21 protein-coding genes are annotated in these 18640 nt (G+C 67.7%); 9 read left to right on the top strand and 12 right to left on the bottom strand.

What is annotated here, in order from left to right; translation table 11 throughout:
* Window position 1: 1 nt before the first annotated feature.
* On the bottom strand, window positions 2–1510 hold the full coding sequence (locus ACFXN1_RS38000; protein ID WP_379445457.1) for an FAD-dependent monooxygenase: 1509 nt from the start codon (window positions 1508–1510) through the stop codon (window positions 2–4).
* An 80-nt stretch (window positions 1511–1590) separates the two neighbouring features.
* Here ACFXN1_RS38000 and ACFXN1_RS37995 point away from each other — a divergent pair, with 80 nt between their 5' ends.
* A complete protein-coding gene (locus ACFXN1_RS37995) occupies window positions 1591–2226 on the top strand; it encodes a TetR/AcrR family transcriptional regulator (RefSeq protein ID WP_379445458.1) in 636 nt (211 codons plus the stop codon).
* 15 nt (window positions 2227–2241) lie between these two features.
* On the opposite strand, the gene ACFXN1_RS37990 is transcribed toward ACFXN1_RS37995, so the two are convergent.
* A complete protein-coding gene (locus tag ACFXN1_RS37990; RefSeq protein ID WP_379445460.1) occupies window positions 2242–4146 on the bottom strand; it encodes an alkyl/aryl-sulfatase in 1905 nt (634 codons plus the stop codon).
* A 129-nt stretch (window positions 4147–4275) separates the two neighbouring features.
* Between ACFXN1_RS37990 and dinB the strand changes: the two genes are divergently transcribed.
* Window positions 4276–5505 carry a DNA polymerase IV gene (gene dinB, locus ACFXN1_RS37985; protein WP_379445462.1) on the top strand — a complete coding sequence of 410 codons (1230 nt, stop codon included), beginning with the start codon at window positions 4276–4278 and terminating at the stop codon, window positions 5503–5505.
* A gap of 36 nt (window positions 5506–5541) precedes the next feature.
* Window positions 5542–6339 (top strand): HugZ family protein, encoded by a 798-nt coding sequence (locus ACFXN1_RS37980; RefSeq protein ID WP_379445463.1) that lies wholly within the window; start codon window positions 5542–5544, stop codon window positions 6337–6339.
* A 29-nt stretch (window positions 6340–6368) separates the two neighbouring features.
* Here the strand turns inward: ACFXN1_RS37980 and ACFXN1_RS37975 are convergent, their stop codons facing one another.
* Complete coding sequence (locus ACFXN1_RS37975; RefSeq protein WP_379445465.1) at window positions 6369–7241, bottom strand: class II glutamine amidotransferase; 873 nt, start codon at window positions 7239–7241, stop codon at window positions 6369–6371.
* Window positions 7242–7352: 111 nt separating this feature from the next.
* On the opposite strand from ACFXN1_RS37975, the gene ACFXN1_RS37970 reads away from it, so the two are divergent.
* A complete protein-coding gene (locus ACFXN1_RS37970) occupies window positions 7353–7547 on the top strand; it encodes a hypothetical protein (RefSeq protein WP_379445467.1) in 195 nt (64 codons plus the stop codon).
* A gap of 57 nt (window positions 7548–7604) precedes the next feature.
* Window positions 7605–8033 (top strand): nitroreductase family deazaflavin-dependent oxidoreductase, encoded by a 429-nt coding sequence (locus ACFXN1_RS37965; RefSeq protein WP_379463824.1) that lies wholly within the window; start codon window positions 7605–7607, stop codon window positions 8031–8033.
* On the opposite strand, the gene ACFXN1_RS37960 is transcribed toward ACFXN1_RS37965, so the two are convergent.
* Together ACFXN1_RS37960 and ACFXN1_RS37955 are read right to left on the bottom strand one after the other, a co-directional pair.
* A complete protein-coding gene (locus ACFXN1_RS37960; protein ID WP_379463828.1) occupies window positions 7940–8947 on the bottom strand; it encodes a hypothetical protein in 1008 nt (335 codons plus the stop codon). The two genes, ACFXN1_RS37965 and ACFXN1_RS37960, sit on opposite strands and share 94 nt — an antisense overlap.
* Window positions 8899–9354, bottom strand: coding sequence for an epoxide hydrolase N-terminal domain-containing protein (locus ACFXN1_RS37955; RefSeq protein WP_379446684.1), 456 nt, complete (start codon window positions 9352–9354; stop codon window positions 8899–8901). The genes ACFXN1_RS37960 and ACFXN1_RS37955 overlap by 49 nt, the downstream gene beginning before the upstream one ends.
* A gap of 23 nt (window positions 9355–9377) precedes the next feature.
* Here ACFXN1_RS37955 and ACFXN1_RS37950 point away from each other — a divergent pair, with 23 nt between their 5' ends.
* Complete coding sequence (locus ACFXN1_RS37950) at window positions 9378–10601, top strand: site-specific integrase (RefSeq protein ID WP_379446685.1); 1224 nt, start codon at window positions 9378–9380, stop codon at window positions 10599–10601.
* On the opposite strand, the gene ACFXN1_RS37945 is transcribed toward ACFXN1_RS37950, so the two are convergent.
* Both ACFXN1_RS37945 and ACFXN1_RS37940 read right to left on the bottom strand, forming a co-directional pair.
* A complete protein-coding gene (locus tag ACFXN1_RS37945) occupies window positions 10582–10755 on the bottom strand; it encodes a hypothetical protein (RefSeq protein ID WP_379463822.1) in 174 nt (57 codons plus the stop codon). The two genes, ACFXN1_RS37950 and ACFXN1_RS37945, sit on opposite strands and share 20 nt — an antisense overlap.
* Window positions 10756–10911: 156 nt before the next feature.
* On the bottom strand, window positions 10912–11109 hold the full coding sequence (locus ACFXN1_RS37940) for a hypothetical protein (protein ID WP_379445747.1): 198 nt from the start codon (window positions 11107–11109) through the stop codon (window positions 10912–10914).
* 527 nt (window positions 11110–11636) lie between these two features.
* Here ACFXN1_RS37940 and ACFXN1_RS37935 point away from each other — a divergent pair.
* Window positions 11637–12164 (top strand): nuclear transport factor 2 family protein, encoded by a 528-nt coding sequence (locus tag ACFXN1_RS37935; protein ID WP_379445748.1) that lies wholly within the window; start codon window positions 11637–11639, stop codon window positions 12162–12164.
* Complete coding sequence (locus tag ACFXN1_RS37930) at window positions 12161–12757, top strand: TetR/AcrR family transcriptional regulator (RefSeq protein WP_379445750.1); 597 nt, start codon at window positions 12161–12163, stop codon at window positions 12755–12757. Before ACFXN1_RS37935 ends, ACFXN1_RS37930 begins: the two co-directional genes overlap by 4 nt.
* A 936-nt stretch (window positions 12758–13693) precedes the next feature.
* On the opposite strand, the gene ACFXN1_RS37925 is transcribed toward ACFXN1_RS37930, so the two are convergent.
* From ACFXN1_RS37925 to ACFXN1_RS37905, 5 genes are all read right to left on the bottom strand, one after another.
* Window positions 13694–14110, bottom strand: a complete 417-nt coding sequence (locus ACFXN1_RS37925) for a hypothetical protein (protein ID WP_379445751.1) — start codon at window positions 14108–14110, stop codon at window positions 13694–13696.
* Between the two features lie 262 nt (window positions 14111–14372).
* A complete protein-coding gene (locus tag ACFXN1_RS37920; protein WP_379445752.1) occupies window positions 14373–15611 on the bottom strand; it encodes an AAA family ATPase in 1239 nt (412 codons plus the stop codon).
* A gap of 39 nt (window positions 15612–15650) precedes the next feature.
* The gene (locus ACFXN1_RS37915; RefSeq protein WP_379445753.1) at window positions 15651–16085 is read right to left on the bottom strand and encodes a helix-turn-helix domain-containing protein; all 435 of its coding nucleotides are present in this window, start codon (window positions 16083–16085) and stop codon (window positions 15651–15653) included.
* Window positions 16082–16663 carry a recombinase family protein gene (locus ACFXN1_RS37910; protein WP_379463820.1) on the bottom strand — a complete coding sequence of 194 codons (582 nt, stop codon included), beginning with the start codon at window positions 16661–16663 and terminating at the stop codon, window positions 16082–16084. Before ACFXN1_RS37910 ends, ACFXN1_RS37915 begins: the two co-directional genes overlap by 4 nt.
* Window positions 16664–16889: 226 nt before the next feature.
* Window positions 16890–17528: a hypothetical protein gene (locus ACFXN1_RS37905; protein ID WP_379445755.1), complete on the bottom strand. Its 639-nt coding sequence runs from the start codon at window positions 17526–17528 to the stop codon at window positions 16890–16892.
* A 648-nt stretch (window positions 17529–18176) separates the two neighbouring features.
* Here ACFXN1_RS37905 and ACFXN1_RS37900 point away from each other — a divergent pair.
* On the top strand, window positions 18177–18623 hold the full coding sequence (locus tag ACFXN1_RS37900) for a DUF3592 domain-containing protein (RefSeq protein ID WP_379445756.1): 447 nt from the start codon (window positions 18177–18179) through the stop codon (window positions 18621–18623).
* Window positions 18624–18640 lie beyond the last annotated feature (17 nt).

Genomic DNA, 18640 nt, shown 5'->3' with positions numbered 1-18640 from the left:
GTCAGGCCCGGTGCGCAGCAGCACTCGGACCGACCCAGGCGCTGAGCGCTTCGAAAAGACCTGTGTCGCAGGGTTCATCCGCGGCCCATGCCACATAGCCGTCCGGCCGGACCAGCACTGCTGTCGGCGCGGGGATGTCGCCGAGGCCGGGTACCGACCACCGGCCTGCATCGCATTGGGCGTGGACGACGTCGATGTGACCCTGCCAGTCGCCGATCCGCGGGCGGGTTCCGTTCAGGGACAGCAGGACCGGGCGGCCGCCGCGGAGCAGTTCGTGGACGCGCGTACCGCCGGTGGGCAGCGTGAGGCCGACGTCGGGGACGCGATAGCCGGACAGCGGGTGGCCGTCGCCGACGTCGTAGCGGATGTCCAGGGCGAAGAGCATGCCGCCGAGGCGGTTTCGGACCTCGTCGATATCGAAGACTCCGGCGAGCGTTTCGCGCAGCGCCTCGGTGTGCGGCCCGGGGCGCATGAGCGCGGTCTGGGCGCGGGTGTTCTGCAGGACGCGCGCGGCGACGGGTCGGCGTTCGGATTCGTAGGTGTCGAGCAAGGCCTCGGGCGCGCGGCCGTGCAGAACGGCGGCCAGCTTCCAACCCAGATTGGCGGCATCCTGCACCCCGGTGTTCAATCCCTGGCCGCCGGCGGGGAAATGGATGTGCGCGGCATCGCCCGCCAGCAGTACGCGGTTCGAACGGTAGCGTTCGGCCAGGCGGGCCGCGTCGCCGAACTGCGACACCCAGCGGGGACTGTGCATTCCGTAGTCGGTGCCGGCCACCTCGCGGAAGGATGCCCGGAAGTCCTCGAAGGAGGGTTGGGCCGCGTGGTCGATGACGCGGTCGTGCCGGTTGACCATGAGCCGGAACCAGCCGGGCTGCAACGGAAGTACCGAGAAATCACCCGGTCCGCGACGCTCGGTCAGGATCCAGCCGGGCGACGGGTCCGCCAGTTCGGCGTCGGCGATCATGCCGACCATGGTCGCGTCGGTCCCGGCGAACTCGATCCCGGCCAGTTTGCGGACCGCACTGCGGCCACCATCGCAGCCGACCAGATATGCGGCCCGGATGCGGCGGCCGTGCGCACCACCGACCCGGATCTCGACACCATCGGAGTCCTGTTCGAGGTTGACAACCGGTGAGTCCCACTGCACGGGTGCACCCAATTCGGTTGCGTACCTGTCGAGTTGGGTCTCGAGGTCGGCCTGGGTGATGACCAGCCCGGTCGGATACCGGGTGGCCAGATCGCCGAACTCGATGGGCAGCCCGGCGAAGTGCCCCGGACCCCGGCCCCGGAACACATAGCTGTGCGGCCGCACTCGCTCCATCAGCCCGCGCTGATCGAGGATCTCCATGGTCCGGGCATTGATGCCGCCCGCCCGCGACTGCCCGGTGCGCGCGGTGAGGGCGTCGAGCAGGACCACTTCGATTCCCGCGAGCCGCAATTCGCAGGCGAGCATCAGCCCGGTCGGACCGGCTCCGGCGATGACGACACCAGTGTGGTAAACATTGTTCACCACACGAAGGCTAGGGGAGGTGATCCGTGTCGTCAACCACGCAAACCCGGCCGCCCAGGCCGCCGCTAGGCTCTGGGCCGATGGTCAAACGTGGATTGAGCCGGGATCGGCTGGTAGAAATCGCCCACGAGTACGTGTCGGCGAACGGATTGGACGCGCTCACCATGCGGCGACTGGCAGCGGCCGCCGAGGTGACTCCCGGCGCGCTGTACAAGCATCTGAAGGATCGCCGAGACCTCCAGCGCGCCATGTCCGATGCCGTCTACGCCACCATCGACCTCTCCGATATCGACCTCGGCGCCCCGACCCGCGCCCAGGTCATCGCCTGCTGCGAGCGCATGCGCGCCGCGATGCTCCGATTCCGTGACGGCGGCCGCATCGTCGCGGGCTCCTACTCCCCCTTCGCGGCCACGATGAAACTGTCGGGCAACCTCATGACACTTCTACAGGGCATCGTCGTACCGCCCTTCGAACCCGGCGACCTGCAATCGGTCCTGCGTTCCTACACAACCGGTTTCGTCATCGAGGAACAGGCCTACCTGGAACTCGAGCGGTCCGGCGAATGGCAGCCACTGGTCTCGGCCCTCACCGCCGACGCCCCCCGCCCGAACCCCACCGGCGACACCATCTCCATCATGACCGGCGAACGCGACCGCAGATTCACCGCCGGCCTCACCGCCATCCTCGCGGGCACGGTCCGCGAGGATCGCCGGTAGCCGAGTACCGCCCGATCAGGGGGTGACGATCGGGAATGTCGGCTCGAAATCGTCCAGCAGTGTGGCGAGTTCGCCGAGTGCGGTGACATCGCCGTCGAGGGTGATGGCGCCCGAGCGGGCGAGTTCCCCGGCGCCTCCCGGGGTCAGCAGCACCCCGACGAGCGCCGCCTTCGGACCCGACACCGTCACCCGGGCATCGTCGGCGCGCCCCTGGCGGGCGTTGAGAACGCCGCGGCGCACCCACATCGTCCACTGCTGTCCCGAATCGGTGAAATCGAGATTGATGCTGATGTTCGCGCCGGCGGCCTGCTCGCCGATGACGTGGACCGCGACGAAGTCGAAGAGGATGTCGATCGGCATGGCCAGAATCGAGTCCGGGCTGGCCGTCACATAGGGCGGCGGCTGCACACCCGCACGTAATTCCTTTGCCGCGCTGAGGAAGACGCCCCGCCACTGCGGCCCCTCGGCCTGATACCCCATCTGCTCGTAGGCGTCGGCCTGCAATTCCCGCGCCGCGGTATTGCCCGGATCGGCGAAGACCAGTTTGTGCAGGATCTCGGTCGCCCACCGATAGTCGCCGGCGTCGAAAGCGCGCCGGCCCTCGGCGAGAATCGCGTCGGCTCCGGCGAATTCGACGAAGCGGGTGGCGGAGTCGACCGGCGTGTGCGGGTGCAGCGACACCGGATCGCCGTCCCACATGCCGAGTTCCTTGGTGAACACCGCGCGCACATTGTGATGGACGGTGCCGTGGTAGCCGCGATTGGCCCAGGTGCGGCCCAATTCGTCGGGCAGTTCGATGATCTCGGCCGCCTCCAATGGCGTGTATCCCTTGTTGGCCAGCCGCAGCGCTTGGTCGTGGATGTACTTGTAGGTGTCGCGCTGTGATTCCAACAGGGCACACACCTGGTCGTTGCCCCACACCGGCCAGGTGTGCGGGCCGTAGTGCACCACGGCATCGTCGCCCCACCGTTCCAGTGACTCGTCGAGGTAGCGGGCGAAATTGCGGGCGTCGCGGGTGCGTGCGCCGCGCAGGGTCTGAATGTTGTGCAGCGCATGGTTCGCGTTCTCCGCGCAGGTCAGCGCCTTCAGCTCCGGAATCCAGATGTGCAGTTCCTCGGGCGCCTCGGTGTCGGGGGCGTAGAGGAATTCGAATTCCAGTCCGGCGATCTCGCGCCGCGTGCCGGTCTCGGTGATCGAGTCGGTGGGCGAAATGTAGGAGACGGTCGCGCCTTTGGTGGAGACGATGCCGATGCCGCAGGTGATGTGTCCAGTGGCGTCCAGGTCCAGCAGACCGCCGAAGGCGTAGAAACTGCGGCGCGACATGGCATTTCCGGCGATGACGTTCTCACCGATGGCGAACTTGTCGAACGACTTGATCGTGCCCGGGGCGATGATCGGAACCTTCCCCGATGCCACGTCCGCGGGATCGATCACGCCTTTCACGCCGCCGTAGTGGTCGACGTGCGTGTGGGTGTAGATGACGGCCGCGACCGGTTTGTCGGAGATGTGCGCGCGGATCAGGTCCATGCCCTGCTTCGCCGACTCCACCCCGAACATGCAGTCGACCACGATCAATCCGTCGTCGCCCTCGATGACGGTCAGGTTGGCCATGTCGTTGTTGCGGACCTGGTAGATCCGATCGGACACTTGATACAGGCCGCCCAGTTTGATGAGCTGACTCTGCCGCCACAGGCTCGGATCGACCGTGTCGGGCGCAGGCGCACCCTCTTCGATCCAGTCCAGGGCGTGCGGGTCGAAGATGACCGAACCGTCACCGGCGACGACATTGCCCGGCAGTTCGGCGATCAGGCCGCGTCGCACATCCGAGTAGTCCTGCACGTTCGCCAGGTCGTAGCGCGCGGCCGCTTCACGATGCACGCGGGCGGTGTCCGGGGTCGCAGGTTTCGGCTGGGTGCACATGTCGACTCCATTCTTCGATCCGTGTTGCCCGAAGTGTTGCCGCGCCTTGAAGCTACGCCTCAGCCGTTCGGCGCGAATCGGTCGGGTGAGCGGGACACGCGGACAACAGACCATCGGGTATGCGAACATATGTTCGTGTCCGGTTCGATCACGAGGATGAGCGCGCGCCCCGAGCGGGCGGCGATTCTGCATGCCGACCTGGACTCCTTCTATGCGTCGGTGGAGCAGCGCGACAGTCCGCGGCTGCGGGGGCGGCCGGTGCTGGTCGGCGGCGGGGTCGTACTGGCCGCCAGTTACGAGGCGAAGGCGTTCGGGGTGCGGACGCCCATGAATGTGCGTCAGGCACTGAGCTTGTGCCCCACTGCGATCGTGGTGCCGCCGCGGATGTCGGCGTATTCGGAGGCCAGCAAGGCGGTCTTCGAGATCTTTCGCGATACCACGCCCGAGGTGGAGGGCATCTCCATCGACGAGGCGTTTCTCGATGTGGCCGGACTGTGGCGGATCGCCGGCACTCCGGTCGATATCGCGCGCGGGCTGCGGGCGCGGGTGCGCGCGGAGGTCGGACTGCCCATCTCGGTCGGGGTGGCGCGCACGAAGTTCCTGGCCAAGGTGGCCAGCGCGGTATCCAAACCCGATGGGCTGCTGGAGGTTCCGCCCGACCGGGAGCTGGAATTCCTGCATCCACTGCCGGTGGAACGCCTGTGGGGTGTCGGCGAGGTGACCGCGCGAGAGCTGCGCGAACGCGGCATCACCAAGGTCGGGCAACTCGCGGACCTGGGCGAGGGGCCGCTCGCGGCGGTGCTCGGACCGGCCACGGGCAGGCATCTGCACGCCCTGTCGTGGGCGCGGGACCCGCGCCGGGTGGACACCGGGCGGCGCCGGCGCTCCATCGGCGCGCAGCGGGCACTGGGCCGCCGCCATCGCAGCGACGAGGAGCTCGAGGCGTATCTGCACGGACTGGCCGACCGGCTCGGGCACCGGCTGCGCAAAGCCCGGCGGGTGTGCCGAACGGTGGTGCTGCGCATGCGTTTCGACGATTTCACGCGCGCCACCCGCTCGCACACGCTGGCCGAGGCGACCGACAGCGGCGAGACCGTTCTGCGGGCGGCCCGCACTCTGCTGGCCGCGACCATGCCGCTGATCCGGGAGCGCGGCGGCCTCACTCTCATCGGCCTGTCCCTCACCAATCTGGACGACGCCGACACCATGCAGCTGTCGCTGCCGTTCGAGCCGCGTGCGGAATCCACCCTCGATTCGACCCTGGACGCACTGCGCGATCGCTTCGGCGCGGGCACCGTCACGCGTGCGGCCCTGCTGCGGAAGGGCGAAGGGCTGTCGGTGCCAATCCTTCCCGACTGATCGGTCCTGTTCGGCCGCGCGGGTAGCCTGTGACACATGGCTCTCGACCACGGCGACCCGGGCGACGCGCCCTCGACTCCCCCGCCGCTGACCCCCATCGCGATCACCACCCGGCCGTCCGCGGCGGATGAGGCCAGAACCGTTGCCGCGGCGACGAATACGGCCACCCTGGCGACCTTGTCGGCCGACGGCGGACCCTGGGCCAGTTTCGTCACGTATGGACTGCTTGCGGGACAACCGGTCCTGTGCGTGTCCCGGATGGCCGAGCACGGCCGCAACCTGGCCGCCGATCCGCGCGCCAGCCTGTCCATCGTGACCCCGGATTTGCCGGAGGACCCGCTGGCCGGAACGCGATTGACGCTCGCCGGTGTCGCGGAACGCCCGCAGGGCGAGGAGGCGGTAGCGGCCCGCGAGGCCCACCTGGCCGCGGTCCCGGCGGCCAAGACCTACATCGACTTCAGCGATTTCACGGTGTGGGTGCTGCGTGTGCAGCGGGCCCGCTGGGTCGGCGGGTACGGCCGCATGGATTCCGCGACCGCCGACGAATACGCGGCCGCCCAGGCCGATCCGATCATCCCGGGCGCGGCCCGCGCCATCGCACACCTCAATGGCGATCACGCGGACGCGTTGCTGGACATGGCCCACGCCCGCGGCGGCTATCCGGACGCGACCGCCGCGGTCTGCGAACGCGCCGACCGCTTCGGCCTCGACCTGCGGGTCACCACCCCGCGTGGCATCGCGGTCACCCGCATCGGCTATCTCGCGCCGATCGACAGCATCGCCGACTTGCGTGCGGCCACTGTCGATCTCGCCCGGGCCTCGCGACCCGAGTGACCGAGCGGACCATGCCGCAACGGTGATCGTCAGTGCGCGGTCTGGGAGGCGGCGGCGGTCTCGTCGAGGTCGGCGAGCGAAAGCAGGTGGCGGGGTGGGGAATCCCGAATGATGCTGGACCGCACGTCCAGACGCCCGTTGACGTGGAGCAGTTCGCCGGAGGCGAGGAGCCTCCATCCGGGGTCGTCGTCCATGCGTTCGCTGGCGATGACGACAGCAGGATAGTCGGTCAGCGCGCCACTGCTGGTGCGAATGCCCTTATGACGGTGACTCGCGTGGTCGAGCCGCCGATCGCCCTGTGCGCCACCGGCGGCGCGCTCGAGGACATACAGGTCGTGGGTGTCGGGATAGCGCAGGGCCCACAGCTCGGTCGCGGTGGTGAGAATCAGGTTGAGCGCGTAGAGCGGCAGCCGGTCGGCGATCCAGCCGACCGCGTCGGTGATGCCCGCGGTGACATCGCCCGCATGATGGTCGATCCGGGCGGTGATCAGGGCGAAGAAGCGCTCGGAGTCGGTGTCGCCGTGGACGAGTCGGCGATAGTCACCGAGTTCGTGATCCAGCTCGTCGAGTCCCTGCAGCACCCCGTTGTGCGCGAACAGGCGCCCGTGCTGCTCGAACGGATGGGTATTGCGCGTGTTCAGCCCGCCCGTGGACGCGAAGCGGACATGCGCGACGAAGGTTTCGGATTCGCATTCGCGGGCCTCCTGCGCGAAGAGCCGATCCTCGTAGGCGGCGATCGGCTGCTTCTCCACCAGCGGCGCACCCGCGGCGGTGAAGGTGCCCAGGCCGACGCCGTCGGGTTCGCGGTGACTTTGCTGGGACAGGCTGTCGGGCGCCTCCAGCAACCAGAAGGTGGCGTGCACCCGCTGCGGCGCGGCCGAGAGTCCGAACAGACGACACATGACCAACTCCTCTCACGAGAGGCGAAGACGCGTGGACTGGACGACAGCACGGCCGGGCTGAGGGATGATTGGGCCATGTCGGACACGCCGTCGGTACTCGAGCATCATCGTATGCCCGAGCATGACGCCATGCGCCTCTCGGGCACGGTGGAAGCCATGATGTGGATCCACCGCAACTGCGTCGAGGGCGCCGGTGACACCGAGCAGTCGTGTGGTCGCCGACAGCAGCTACTGGAGCTGCGGATGAAGAGCGGGTGGACCTGGCCGCTTCCGAAACCGGATGCGGAATGGCGGTTGCAGCACTGAGGCGGATTCGCCGCCGGGAGCGGAATACCCACGGCGGCAACACAGTTGATGCCGACCATGACCGACATTGCGCGTCAGCGACTGCACGAAGAAGTGATCGAGCAATTCCGGGCCGGGGGCGGACAGGTCGGCGGGCAGTTCGCCGAGCGTGATCTCCTGTTGCTGACCACTACCGGGGCCCGCACCGGGCAGGACCGCACCTGGCCGCTGGCCTATCAGCGCGACGGCGACCGCCTGGTGGTCTTCGCCGCCAATGGTGGCCGGCCGCACCGGCCGGGCTGGTATCACAACCTGGTGGCAAACCCGGCCGGGACGGTCGAGGTGGGCACCGAGACCTGGCCGGTCACCGCCGTCGTCGCGAGTGGGGACGAGCGGGCGCGGCTGTGGGACCGTCAGCTCGAGATGACGCCGTTCATGGCCGATTTCCAAGCAAAGGTGGAGTGGGAGATTCCCGTCGTCGTGCTGACCCGCACGGCCGCAGCGTGAGTGTGTCGCGTTTCGCCCGATCGCGGCAAGACCCCTGACACGATTTCCGCCGGAGTTCCGTGGGGCTTGCGAGCGACCTCCCCGCAAGCCCCATCACAGCGGTGGCGGAAGCCTAACGGAGGTCGCGGAAGGTGCGGCGGAGGTCGTCGGTCCATTCGGACGGGACCTCCCAGGGGATGAAGTGGCCACCGTGATCGTGGGCGGTCACATTCACGAGGTGGTACCAGGCGCCGCGGTCGCTGTCGCGGAACTGCTGGGCGCGTTGGGCAGTGGTGACGCCGGGCGGGTTCTCGTGGGCGACGAAGGTGAGGCCCGGTGGGGGCCTCGATCACGGGCCAGCGGTCGTGGGACGGGGTCCAGGGGTAGCGATTATGGTTGGCGTAGAGGCGCATCGAGCTGCCGATGCAGTTGGTGGCCCAGTAGATGGTCGCGTGGGTCAACACCTCGTCTTTGCTGAACACGGATTCGAAGTCGCCGCCGCGGTGGTCGCTCCAGCGCTCCAGGATCCAGGCCAGCATGCCCGCGGGTGAATCCGACAGGCCGTGCGCCAGGGTGGCGGGGGCGAGCATCTGGGCGGACAGGTGGACCGCGAATCGCTTCTCCAGCTCGATGATTCGCGCGTGCACGTCGCCGGGCAGGCCCTCGGGAATCGGGCGGCCGCCGGTGACGTCCCAGGCACGTTCGCCGTTGAACATGTCCAGGCGCTGACCGGAGCCGATATGGATCCCGGAGAGGGCGTCGGCGTATTTGTGGCCGAGCTGGCCGGTGACCAGCGCGCCGACATCGCATCCGGCGGCGGCGTAGGTGCGATGGCCCAGCGCATCGGTCATGAGGGTGTGCCAGAGGTCGGCGATCTTCCAGAAGTTCAGATCCGGGCGCGACGGGACCGGGGTGGAGAAGCCGAAACCGGGCAGTGAGGGAACGATGACCTCGAACCCGTCGGCGGGATCACCGCCGTGCGCCGCCGGATCGCCAGCGGGTCGATCACTTTGGACCAGTGCCAGAAGGTCCAGGGCCAGCCGTGGGTGAGGATGAGCGGGATCGGGTTGTCGCCGACGCCGGGTTTACGCAGGAAGTGGATCGGGACGCCGTCCACCTCGACGCGGTAGTGCTCGTAGGCGTTCATGGCCTTTTCCTGTGCACGCCAATCGAAGTCGGTACGCCAGTGGTCGACCAGGTCGCGCAGGTAGGCGGTGGGCACGCCGTAGTGGCCGTCGGCATTGCCGTCGTCGTCGAACCAGCGGGTCCGGGTCAGGCGCTGCCGGAGGTCGTCGAGGATGTCGTCGGACACGTGAATCGGGGTCTGCTGCAACGGGAGCACATATTCAATCTAGGGTCGGGGACATGCCAGATCCGACGGAGGTCACCGAGCCGGTGGAACAGGCCGCGGTGATCGCGGTGCCCGACGAGGTGCGCGGCGAATTGCGGCGCGGGGTGCGCAGTGTGCTGGTGGACGCGGCGGCGCTGCGGCTGGTGCGCGATCGCTTCGACGAGGTACAGGCCGGATCGCTGCGGCGGTATCTCGAGGCGTCGCAGTCGGCGAATACCTTGCGCGCGTACCGGACCGACTGGATCGCGTGGGCGGCCTGGTGCGCGGCGGAAACGCGGCAGGCACTACCGGCGGACGCCCTGGATGTGGCGGTGTATCTGGCCGCGGCGGCGGACGCACGGCGCGAGAACGGCGAATGGGCCTTCAGCGCCGCCACTTTGGAGCGCAAGGCCGCGGCGCTGGCCGCCGTGCACGCCGCCAACGGATTGCCCTCCCCCACCCGCGCCGACGTGGTGCGGCTGACCCTGCGCGGCATCCGCCGTACCCGGCGCACCCGTCCCAAGCGGAAGCGGCCGGTGCTGCTGCACACCCTCGATCAGCTGCTGAACGAGTTGCCGACCGCGCAGTGGCCCACCGAACCGGCCCGCCGTCGCGACACCCTGCTGTTGCTGGTCGGATTCGCGGGGGCGCTGCGCCGCAGTGAGATCGCCGCGCTGCGGGTCGCCGATGTCGCTGTTACCACCGACCACACCACCGGCGAGCCGCTGCTGCTGATCCAGCTGCCCGCCACCAAGACCGACGCCACCGGTGTCAACGAACAACGCGTCGCCCTGCCCCGCGGCCGGCGCCCGCACACCTGCCCCGTCTGCGCCTTCGCCGACTGGACCCGCCTGCGCGAGGCGCACGCCGCCACCGACCTCCGCGCCTGGCTCGACGCCACCCCACCGCCCGACCCCCGCATCCACCGCTGCCACGGCTTCACCGGCACCACCCTCACCGACCCGAATCTGCCGCTGTTCCCGGCCATTTCACGCCACGGCGGCATCGCCGCCACCGCCATGTCCGGCCGCGCGGTCGCCGAACTCGTCAAGCGCTACGCCGCCCGCGCCGGCCTCGACCCCACCCTCTTCTCTGGGCACTCCCTGCGCGCCGGCTTCGCCACCCAGGCCGCCCTCGGCGGCGCCAGCGACCGCGAGATCATGCGCCAGGGCCGCTGGTCCAACCCCCGCACCGTCCACGGCTACATCCGCACGGCAAATCCTTTGGAAGACAACGCCGTCACCAAGCTGGGCCTGTAGAGCCCCGATCGGGTACGAGGTCTGCGATCGTGGACTCCAACCGGGCGCGGTCCGCGCGGCTGGTTGCCGCAGCGAGGGTGAGCATGCCCTTGCGGAATCGGTCGGTCATATCGGCAGCGCGCAGGGGCTTGCCGTCGGCATAGAAGTGTGCCACACGATACGTCGTACGAAATCCTGTACGCCCGCCTCGACGAAATCGATTGGGAGCAGCATCTATACAACAAAGGCTGGCTCGGAGCCGAGCGGGCGATCCATCTCGCCCGCCTGGTACAGACGTCGCTGACTAGTTGACCCATGTGTCGGGAATCGATCAGCAGGTGATCTTCGACCAGCGTTCGTGAGCGGACTGGCGAGTGATGTTCGCAGCCTGGGCGATTGCTTCCCAGGAGGCGCCGGCGACGCGGGCGCGGGTCACGGCCTCGATGCGCCGCTGCTCGGCGTCCCTGATCTCTGCGGTGATGAGCGCGACCTCGTGAACCGCGGTGACGGGGCGATGTGCTGTTCCCACTCGACCATCAGCACGTCGTCGAAGTCGTCGCTGAGCGAATCTGGGCTGTAGGCGCGGTATGCGGTGAGGTCCTGCTCGGCTTCGGTGGCCACGCGCCGCCACAGCGACCCGCGCCAGCCGCATTCGCAGACCGGCTGCCATCCGGCGACTTCGCTGTCCGGCCGTTCGACTTCTTCCACCGTGCAGGGGATGCCGACTCCCGAAACCATCTGCGGACACGGCTTACCGCCGGATTTCGGCCGTTTGGACCTCATGAGCCTATACCGAGCGGGGCCGGTTTTCACGCAGGCGTCCTGAAATCCCTTATGCCGCAGTCGATTACATCGCGCGCCAGGTGGATATGGAACGGACCGAGATCGCCATGGGCCACCTGGTTCGTCGACGAAACCTCACTTAGAGAGACAACCGAACAACGACGTTCCGGTTGTTGCGGTCACCGCTCGGCGTGGGGTGGACGGTTGACCTCTTCAGCCCGTGGACTATATATTATGCCATATAACATAATACGTTGGGCTGGAGGGGTTCTCGTGAAATACACACCTGTCGACCATCGTCCCTTTCCTGAACGGGTGCGCGACCCGGGGCACTGGGTAGAGCTGTTCACCGCGGCCTTCGCCACCGGTCGTTTCGATGCGGTGGCCGACCTGGCCCTGGTGACGCATCCGGATTACGTTGCGGTGCAGCCGGGAACTCCACCGGCGGTGGGGCCGGCGGGGCTGCTCGACTTCTTCGCGCGGGTCTACGCGTTGGCTCCGGACATGCGGGGAGAGGTCCTCGCGGCCAATGTGTTCGACGGTGGCGTGTACATCGAGGTGCGGCTCACCGGGACCGTCGGTGGCAGGCCGTTGACGTGGGATGCCTGCGACCGCTTCTGGTTCGAGGACGGTCTGGTGCGCGGCCGGGTGACCTACCTGGATCCTCTGCCTCTCTTCGCCGCGATCGCGTTGCGACCCCGGGGTTGGGGCCGCTGGTGGAGGTCGGGGCTCGGCTTTCCCGCGCGCGGCATCTCCGCACAGCTCGATCCCCGCCGGACCCTGACCGGACGGCAGCGATGAGCCCACGCCGTTCCGATGCGCGCGAACGCATGCTGACCAGCGCCATCGCCCTGATCCGCCGCGCCGGTGCGTCGGGCACCAGTCTCGATGAGATCCTCGCCCACAGCGGCGCACCACGCGGCTCGCTGTACCACCACTTCCCTGGCGGACGTGACCAACTCATCCAGGAGGCGGTCGATATCGCCGGAGGCGGTATCGACCGAATCCTCGGCGATGCCGGCGAACGCAGCCTGGTCGAGGTCTTCGATTCTTTCGCCGGTGCCTGGCGCGAAACCCTGATCTCCGGCGAATTCCGTTCGGGCTGCCCCATATTGGCGGCCGCCATCGAATCCGCCGACCGCACACCGGGTGTGGTCGACGCAGCCGGCCGGGCCTTCACAGCCTGGCGCACCGCCTTGGAGTCGGTGCTGCGCGACCACGGCGCGGCACCGGCCACAGCCCGACGCTTGTCGAACCTAGCGGTGGCAGCGATCGAAGGCGCAGTGGTGCTCAGTCGCGTCGATGGTTCGATCGACCCGGTCGACGACGTGATCCACTCCCTACGCCCCCTGTTCATCGATGTAACCGAGCCCGACCAGCCGGGCCCGCGCTGACCGCGTGCTACCCGTCCAGGCCGTCGTCATATGTTGGCGCCCGAATCGTCAAGCCCCGCATCGACCTTCCGCCAGGGTCGGTGGTCGTGATCGACGAACCCGGCGGCGCGACGTTGGCGCTGTGGCAGCGACAGAGGTGAGGCGGTCCCAGTCACGGCCCCGGCTCGCGCTCGGCGGATAGGTAACCAGGTCCCGGGGCAGCACCGACATGCCGAGGCGGTCGGCACCGAGACCGCGCAGGAACCCCTGCTTCTCCACCTCCACCGCGCTCGCCGAGGCCTCCACCGGGCCAGTCGACAACCACCGCAACCGCGACATCCCCAGCAGCGCATCGACAACCAGCAGCCCAACGCGTACCTGATCGGCGCAAACCTGACCAAAGCACGATGTACCAAAACCACACAATGGCCGGACGGATTCGTTCCGCCGCAGTGATCCAGGCCTTCGATCGCGTTCGGAAAACGATGGCCTAGCGCAGCGGCGCTACGAGATATCACCTCCTCCTGTGGTGCAACCGGGAGACGGTGGGAGGAGGCACAGCAGGAGAGCTGCGATGAAGTTCAGGGCCCCGGCCGACCCGCTGGAAGAGCCGGTCTCTGCGACCGGGGCGGCTGGAGCGTCGTGGACGGGGAGCGGCGCGGCCACCGCCTGTCCGGCTCCGATGGTCAATGCCATGGCAATGCCAACTGCCGCAATGAGAGTGCGCATGCGGGAAACCCTTCGATCGAGCGTGCGGCCGAACATCTCGGCCCACCGCCGGAGAGTTAATCATTTCCATTTCAAAACATCTGGCGGATTTCGCGTGCACTGCGCTGACACACAGCGCATACCAACAGGTCGGCCTTCTCAACCGGTCGGTGCCCGATCGTGGCCTATTGATGATGAGGCCGATACGGCCCATGTGGTCCGGTCGATGGAGGCGCGGGCCGCGTTTTGTCAGCTGGCCGAGCCTGTGGGGAACAGATTCGAGGATCCGGTGTCGCCGACCTTCGTGATGTCGACGGTGATGGTTTTGGTCGATGCGCCCTGGGTTGCGGTGAAGGTGTAGGTGCCCGTGGCGGTGGGCGTCCAGTTGTATGTCAGCCAGATGCTGCCGTTGTCGGTCCTCGCGACCAGGCGGCCGTTGAGGGTCAGTGATGCGGGGGTGTGCTGGTCCTCACCTACCAACCAGGCGCCGACCAGGCAATCTTTCCCCGTGGTGGTGCAGGGGACGAGGTTGCCTATCTCGGGGGCGCCAACCTGGGTCTCGGCGGTGAAATCGCCGATTGCCGCCGATGCCGGGGGCGCAAGGAGTGTGGGGAAGAACAGTGCGCCTGCGGCGATCGCGGTCAGGGGTGCCAGTCGGTTGATCAAGGTTTCCTCCCCGAGCGGGGCCCGGATTTCGCCGGACCCCATATGAAATGCAGTTGTTTCATATTGGGGTGGGGTGGAAGGGGTGTCAAGGCAAAGGAATTGGGGGGTGCTCGAACCGCGCTCGACATAGGTTCTTTGCCCGAGGTGCGGACGCGGCGACCCAAGCCGAGGCGTTCGGAAAACGATCGTTCGCCGAACCCGAACACGACCTGCGGACTGCGAGCGTGTGACTCGCAGCGATGGTGGCGGTGTTTTCGTAGGGTCAGGTGGCGCCGATGACGAGGGTGCTGTGGGCGGTTTCGACGACGTCGGCGGTGATGGTGTGGAGTTCGTTGATCTGCAGGATGCGCTGGATCTGGGCGAAGAGTCGTTGCAGGAGGCGGAAGTTGCCGCCGGTGATGCGGGCAACTGCGGCGACGGCTTGGGCGTCGGCGAAGTCGTCGGCGTCGAGTTCGAGGCCGAGTTTGTGCCAGTGGCGGGTCAGGACGAAGGTGAGTTCTTCGCCGGTCAGGGGCCGGTAGTGGTGGGCGAAGCCGACGCGGCTATAGAGCTGCGGGTAGCGGGAGAAGGTCTTCTCGATGCCGGGTATCCCGATGAACAGCAGGCCGTGGTGGCCGCGGTCGTACTGGTCGCGCAGCAGTTCGATGGCGGTGGCCGACAGGCGTTCGGATTCGTCGATGACGACCAGTTCGACGTTGTCACCGATCCTGCTGTCGCGTCGGCTGTGGTCGTGCTGGTCGATGCAGATGCTGACTCGGCTCTGCAGGAGCTTGAGGTCGTCGCGTAGTTGCCGCACGGGCGCGGCAACAATCGGGGTGTAGAGCACGGTGCGGGCGTCGTCGAGTGCGGCATAGACGTCGTGGTCGGATTCGGCGCGCGGGCCCCAGGTCCGCAGCAGGGGTTCGGCGGTGTCCCATCGCGCATAGTGCGTGGCGGAGAGGGCTTTGCCGATTCCTGCTGGGCCGTAACAGATTCCGATGGTCTGCTCGCGTTTGACGACGTCGGCGAACTCGACGAACCGGCGGTGTTCCTTGGTGGCGATGAACGGCCAGTTCCGTGGCGTGCGTAGCGACAGCGTCGGCGGTGTGGCCGGGGTACCGCGGACGAGGTGGCCGGGCAGCTCGGTGAGTAGTTCGGTGTTGATGCTGCCGAAGAAGCGTTCGATCTTGCCGCGACCTTGTGGCCGTGCCACGGTGGAGTGCACGACCTGGAACTTCAGGTCGGCGGCGACCTGGGCGAGGTGGTCGCTGGTGAAGTCGCTGCCGTGGTCGACGTAGACGATCTCGGGGATCCCGCACATCGGCCAGCCCGGATCGGCTTTCGACCAGATCGCCTGTCGCAGAGCGAGCGAGGTGTTCAGGGCTGAGGGCGCGCCCGAAGCGACGGCATAGCCGGGTATCGCGCGCGAGCAGTCGTCGAGCACCACCGTCAGCCACGGCCGGCGCAGGGTGCCGGCGTCGTCGATGAGGATGTCGAGCTGGATGTGGTCGACCTGCCACATCGCGTTGGGGTATTCGGCACGGCGGCGGTAGACCAGCTCTTAGGTGTCGCGGAAGGCGACGGCGCCGTCGTGGGCCAAGGTGAGCATCGCTGGTTCGACGTCGCCCACCATCGCGCGAACGGTGTTGTAGGACACCGGGGTCCATCCCCGACCGGTGGCCGCCCGCGTGGCGCGGCGGGTGATGGTGGCCAGTGACGGTCGCGGCCGGCGCAGCGCCATGCCCTCGATCAGTCTCACCAGCTCCGGGTTGGTGCGCCGGCGGGTCGATCGGCGTCGCGACGGCGCCAATCCGGCCAGGCCCGCGTCCCGGTAGCGGTGCAGCCATCGCTGTGCGGTCCGCAGTGGCACGCCCGCATGTGCTGCGGAGCGGGTCAGGGGCACACCATCGTCGAGGTGCGGGCGCAGGATCTCGTAACGACGCATCGCCTGGCGGCGGTCCGCGTCGGTCAGTTCGGTCAATCCGACTGCGGTCACGCCTCCATTTTCGGTGCGGCAGCTGACAAATGGCGGTAAATGGTGGGGCGGGTGACCCCGAACTCGGCGGCGATCTGCTCGACGGTGTAGCGGCGCTTGCCACGCTCGTCGAGTTCGTCGTACATCTGGCGCGCCAGATCCACCTGCCGGGGGCCGAGTTTGGGTTTCTGGCCGCCGGTGCGGCCGCGGGCGCGGGCCGCGGCCAGGCCGTCGAGGGTGCGTTCGGACATCAGGGCGTGCTCGAATTCGGCGATGGCGCCGAGGATCTGGAAGAACATCCGCCCGACAGCGGTGGAGGTGTCGATGCCCTGATCCAGCACCACCAGATCCACGCCGCGGTCCTGCAATGTCTTGGACAGTTCGATGAGGTGCTCGAGGGAACGGCCGAGCCGATCGAGCTTGGTCACCACCAGTTGATCTTTGCGCCGGTTGGCCACCAGCAGCGCCTTACTCAACTCCGGGCGGGAGGCGAGCTTCCCCGAGGCCTTGTCGATGAAGATCTGCTCGCAGCCGGCCGCGGTGCCCATAGCCGATTCGCATGCGGCGCAGTGTATTGCGAACCCCCGACAGGTTGACACTGGAGCGTACACGGCAACCTTTACAGATTTGACGGGATACGACCTGCGGGAATCTTCAGCACCCCAAAGTGTCTCGTGAACGTTCGTTCGCGGACGCTGCTACCAGCTGCCCATGCCGTCGCGCTCGCCTTTCCAGATCAGGCGAACGTCATGTAGTGCCGAATAGCATGTGGCAGAAGCTTCCCGATCAGACCTTAGTTCCTGACTAGCAGGCTGATCGTCGAGTTCACCGGGCTCGCTCGTACTCCGGGCCGTCGCAACGTTCGAGCCACCACCATCCGCCCGCCAACTCCACGGTGGGGCACAAGGGAATTCCGAATCCGTTGTACGGCCTCGGCTCCGGCGTGCCGACGAAGTGCCCGTAACCGTAGGTGTCCTCGAAGACGTCGACGTAGTCGGCGGCGTACCGGACCGGTGCTCCATTGCTGTAACCGAGGTTCGCGATCCGGCAGTTCGGCGCCACGACGCACAAATGACTCGGTAGCTCGACACCGTAGAGATCACCTTCGCCGTGCTTGGGCACCTCCACCGTGGCCGCCGCGGCGAACGCAGGATACTCGAGCCAGAACCGCGCCCACCCGCTGGCCTTGGTATCGACGAACAGGAACAACGACCCGCTGACACCCACGACCGCCAGTGCCGCGGTGGCCACCGCCAGCCCCTGGGAACCACTGCGAGTAACACGCCGCTGCAACACCACGAACACGATGGCCAGGATCAGATAACCGAAGGCGAACAACGGCAGGTACAGCACCCCGATCCAGTACAAGAAGAGCTCGGCGTGCAGTGTCACGACAATCGAAACCACGACCGGCGCGGCGGCCACTCCCAGCCCCAGAACCGAACTGCGTTTTTCAGACGGCATCCTGGAAACCTATCCGGACGATGTGCAGAATCCGCGTGAGAAATGTGCGGATTCCGTGTGCCTCCCGGCACGACCCGCCACCTGCCACCCATACCGTCACCCTCCCGCATCGGTGAACATCCGGGTTCGGCCGTCCCGCGTCTGCGCATCGGGCACGCGCGTAGCCCAGAAATCGTTCCCATGGCGTCGTCGAAACCGCCCGCAGCACCCTCGTCATCGGCGCCACCTGACAACGCGAAAGACCGCCATCTATCGGCGCGAGTCACAACGCGCGCGGCTGGTCGGTCGTGTTCGGGTTCGTCAGACGATGGTTTTCCGAACACGAATGCTCGGGCACGGTACGCGAATCGAGGATGGGGGTCGGGTGGTGTCGTGTGTAGGAGCATTACCGATTGCCGAGTGGGCGCGGCTAGGCTCGGATCGTGTCGAAAGTGGTTGGGGTATGAGCGAATTGGAGTCTGACTTGCTGACACTGCGGGACCGGCGGGCGGTGGCGCGAGAGCCGGGTGCGCCGGCCCGGTCACCGAGCGCGGCCAGTTGCTCGAACTCGGCCCGCCACAGCAGTGGGGTGCTGACAGCGCCTGTAACGCACGCCCGGATCGGGTTCGTTGACTCGATCATGGCCGAGTAGAGGATTGGGAGCGCTCCATGCAGTTCCTGCTCGGCGGTGTGTCCACGTTCCTGCTGCTGTTCAGCCTGTTCCTCGGCGCGTTCGCGATCCGTTCGGCGCTGCGCCTGTTCCGGGTGCTGCGGCTGGTGCGACACGGCGAACACGCCGAGGGGCGGTGCGTGGAGCGCCGGATAGTCGAGCGGCCGGACATGGAGCGCAGCTACGCCACCGAGTACGTCTTCGCGTTCCACACCCGTGACGGCCGCGGCATCGAGTTCACCGACCATGCCCCGGGCCCGTTCGGCATGGCGGTCGGGGCGCGGGTCCGGGTCAGTTACGACCCGGCGGACCCGGCGGCGAACGCCACGGTGGCCGGGCCTGGGGCGTGGGGGCCGGTGGTGATGCCCGCGGTGTTCGCGCTCGTGCTCGGGATGTTCGCGGTGGGGTCGCTGGCGGGGTTCGCGGCGGAGCGGGGCTGGCTCTGAGGGGGCACGCTCGCTCA

The sequence above is a fragment of the Nocardia sp. NPDC059154 genome (assembly GCF_042755705.1).
Taxonomy (GTDB): Bacteria; Actinomycetota; Actinomycetes; order Mycobacteriales; family Mycobacteriaceae; genus Nocardia.
The sequence above is the reverse complement of the archived record's forward strand: the minus strand, read 5'-3'. Positions and strand labels throughout refer to the sequence as shown.